Origin of the sequence: Streptomyces sp. SID14478 (genome assembly GCF_010548525.1) — a bacterium.
In the GTDB taxonomy this organism is placed as follows: Bacteria; Actinomycetota; Actinomycetes; order Streptomycetales; family Streptomycetaceae; genus Streptomyces.
The window spans coordinates 1-3527 of record NZ_JAAGMG010000081.1; the positions used below are offsets into that span (position 1 = coordinate 1).

Below are 3527 nucleotides of genomic sequence, written 5' to 3' on the forward strand. Positions count from 1 at the left end.
CGCGCACCTCGTGGGCGTCGCCACCGAGGCCCGCGGCGCCCGGCCGGTGCGCGGCCGCCGGTACGCCCCGCTGGTCGCGGCGGTGCTGATCCTGCCGGGCCTGGCCTGGCCGTACCTCAACGGTGCGATCCTGCAGCCGGGCTCCTTCCAGAAGCTGCCCACGTACTGGCAGACGACGGCGGACTGGCTGCACACGTACTCCCCCGACTCCCGGGCCCTCGTGGTCCCGGCCACCGCGCACGGCATCTACACCTGGGGCTCCCCCATCGACCAGCCGCTCGACGTCCTCGCGGACTCCCGCTGGGCACAGCGCGACTACGTCCCGTTCGGCACCGCGGGAAACCGGCGCGCTCTGGACGCGATCGAGCAGGCCTTGATGTCCGGCGGCGAAGTCCCGGGCCTGCAGGACTACTTGAGCCGCAGCGGCCTGTACTACGTCGTCGTCCGCAACGACCTCGACCCCGACCAGTTCGGCTACGTCCCCACGGCCACCGTCAAGCGCAGCCTCACCGAGTCCGGCTTCCACCGCGTCACCGGCTTCGGGCCGACCGTCACGGGCGGCCGCATCGCCGAGGGCACGCCGACCCAGGTCGAGGGCCTCTACCCGCGCTCGCGGTCGGTGGAGGTCTACGCGCCCGACAGCGGCACCCGGCGCCCCGGCCAGGCGGGACTCCTCCCGGTCGCGGGGACGGCGGAGGTCAGCGGCGGCCCCGAGTCCCTGCTCCCGCTCTCCGCGGACCCGGCCCTGCGCGACCGGCCCGCGGTGCTGACCGGCGACAACCACCCCGGCATCGCCACCCCCGCCCTGCGTACGGCTGTCGACGGCCTGCGCCGCGCCGACACCCGGTTCGGCCTGGTCAACACCAACACGTCGTACCCGTACACGCCGAAGGAGCGCAACAGCCCCGACGCCGACCAGAACCCGGGCGAGGAACCGAAGCAGATCCTGCCCACGAAGGGCATCGCGCACCAGACGACGGCCCGCATCGAAGGGGCCCGCTCGGTCACCGCGTCCTCCAGCGGCAACTGGCTCCTGTACCTGCCCCAGTTCGACCCGGTGAACGCCTTCGACGGCGACCCCGACACGGCGTGGGCGGAGGGCGCCCCGGACTCCGCGAAGGGCGAGTGGCTGCGCATCGCCTTCGACCGCCCCACCCCGGTCCCGGCCACGATCGGGCTGACGCCGCTGCCCCAGGACGACGTCCGGGCGGCCCCCACCCGCGTCCGCATCGAGACGGACAAAGGGGCCACCACGGTCGACCTCCGGCCGGACGGCACCCGCCAGCAGGTGAAGGCCCCGCAGGGGTCGGCGAGTTGGCTGCGGGTGACGATCCTCGACACGCAGAGCGCCCGGCCGGCGCTGGCCGGCGCGGGCTTCTCCGACATCTCGGTGCCCGGCGTACGGGCGACGCGCGCGCTGCAGATGCCCGCCGACTCCACGCGGGCCGACCAGTTCACCTTCCACCGCGCGACGGGCGACGGCGCCCTCACCCTCACCGACACCGAGACCGCGCTCCACCGCTCCTTCACCACGACCGGCCCGTCCCGGTTCACCTTCAAGGCGACGGCGGCGGCCACCCCCACCGACGCCTTCGACAAGCTCCTCTACGCGGTGGCCCCCGACCAGCGCCGCAAGATCACGGCGACCGCCGACTCGACGGCCCGCCTGGGCACCAACACCTCGGCGCGCAACCTCACCGACGGCTCCCTGGCCACGGCCTGGATCGCGGGCGACAAGCCGACGATCCATCTGCGCTGGCCGGGCAAGCAGCCCGTGTCCACGCTCGTCCTCCCCGGCGCGGGCGGTCTGTCCACCCGCCCCGAGAAGATCGAGATCAGCTCCCCGGACGGCGCGGCGACGGCCGGCGTGGACGAGAACGGCGTGGCCCGCTTCGACCCGATCACCACGGACCGCCTCGACGTCACGATCACCGCCACCGCGCCGCTCACGCTGCACAACCCGCTGGCGGACGCGGACCTCCAGCTCCCCGTGGGCCTGACCGAGGCCTACATCCCCACGCTCGACCAGTACCGGGTCAAACAGCCCACCGCAGCACGCGCGTTCAGCCTCCCGTGCGGGAAGGGCCCGGCGGTCACGATCGACGGCACCCGCCACCGCACCTCGGCGAAGGGCACCCTCACGGACCTGACCGAGCGCCGCCCGGTCACTGTCAGCCTCTGCGACACGCTCGACCTCCCGGCGGGCCCGCACACGCTGACGACCGACCCCGGCGGCGCCCTGTCCCTCACCGACCTCACCCTCACCCGCGCGGGGACCGCCGACGCGGCGGCCCCCACCACCCGGCGCCTGACCATCGACGACTGGCTGGGCGACCGCCGCCAGGTGCGGGTGGGCGCGGGCGAGGCCACGTATCTGACGACGTACGAGAACGCCAACGACGGCTGGCAGGCCACCCTGGGCGGCAAGAAGCTCACCTCGCTGCGCCTGGACGGCTGGCAGCAGGCGTGGCTGATCCCGCAGGGCGCCGGCGGCAAGGTCTCCCTCTCCTACGAGCCGGCGGTCACCTACGACGCCGGGCTCATCGCGGCCTCGGTGGCGTTGGCGGCCCTGATCGGCCTGGCGCTGTGGCGCCGCCGGGAACCGGATCCCCTGGAGGAGCCGGCTGCGCCCCCGCCCCCGGGCCGGCTCCTCGGCCTCGTCGCCCTCACCCTCGTCGGCATCGTGATCGCGGGCCCCTGGGCGGCCCTGGTCCCGGCGCTTGCCGTACTGGCCTGGAAACGCCACACCCTCCTCGTGCCGCTCGCGTTCCTGGCGATGACGGCGGCGGGGGCCGTGGCGGCGACGGGGGCGGGTTCGGCGGTGCGGGAGGGCCAGGGGGCGTTCAGCCCGGCGGCCCAACTCCTGGCGCTGCTGGCACTGTTCGCGGCCCTGCAAACCTCGCCGACGAGCGAGGCGCGCGGTCCGGGGCACCCGGCGACCCGAACCCCGGCAGAGGGCAAGAACCCGACCGAGGGAGCCCGGACATGACAGCCCTGGACGACCACCGCACACGCACCCCCGGAGCGCTGCCGTTCCCGACCGTCGACGAGATAGCCCGTCACTGCCTCCAGGACGACGAGCCCGAAACGGTCCACATCGAGATCCACGTCTCCGGCCGCCTCGACCCGGACAGACTGACCACCGCGTTCACCCGCGCCCTGCGCCGGCACCCCCGCATCCTGATGCGCGAGGCCCCCCGCCGCTGGTACACGAGCCGCTACACCTGGGAGCTGACGGACGCCCCCGACGTCCCGCCCGTCTCGTTCCCCGAACCGGGCCCGAACGCCCTCAAGGCAGCCCGCACCCGGGCCCTCACCGAGTCACCGCCCCTCTCGGCGTCCCCGCCCGTCCGGCTGGCGGCCGTCCCGCACCCGGACAGCGGCGACACCGTCCTGTTCCTCACCATCAACCACACGGCGCTCGACGGCCCGGCCTGCCTGCGCGTCCTCGCCACGGCGGCGGACCTGTACGGCGGCCGGGACAACTCCCCGCCGCCCGCTGCGTCCCCGGCCCCGCGCGAGGCGCC

The 3527-nt window shown here is 74.7% G+C and carries 1 protein-coding gene and 1 pseudogene; both read left to right on the forward strand.

What is annotated here, in order from left to right; all coding sequences use genetic code 11:
* Nucleotides 1-2989 (forward strand): alpha-(1->3)-arabinofuranosyltransferase family protein (locus G3I40_RS02880; protein ID WP_164300564.1); only part of this gene is annotated, 2989 nt, incomplete at its 5' end.
* Nucleotides 2986-3527: pseudogene (locus G3I40_RS02885) on the forward strand (condensation protein); the annotation flags it as partial. The gene G3I40_RS02880 and the pseudogene G3I40_RS02885, both read left to right, overlap by 4 nt.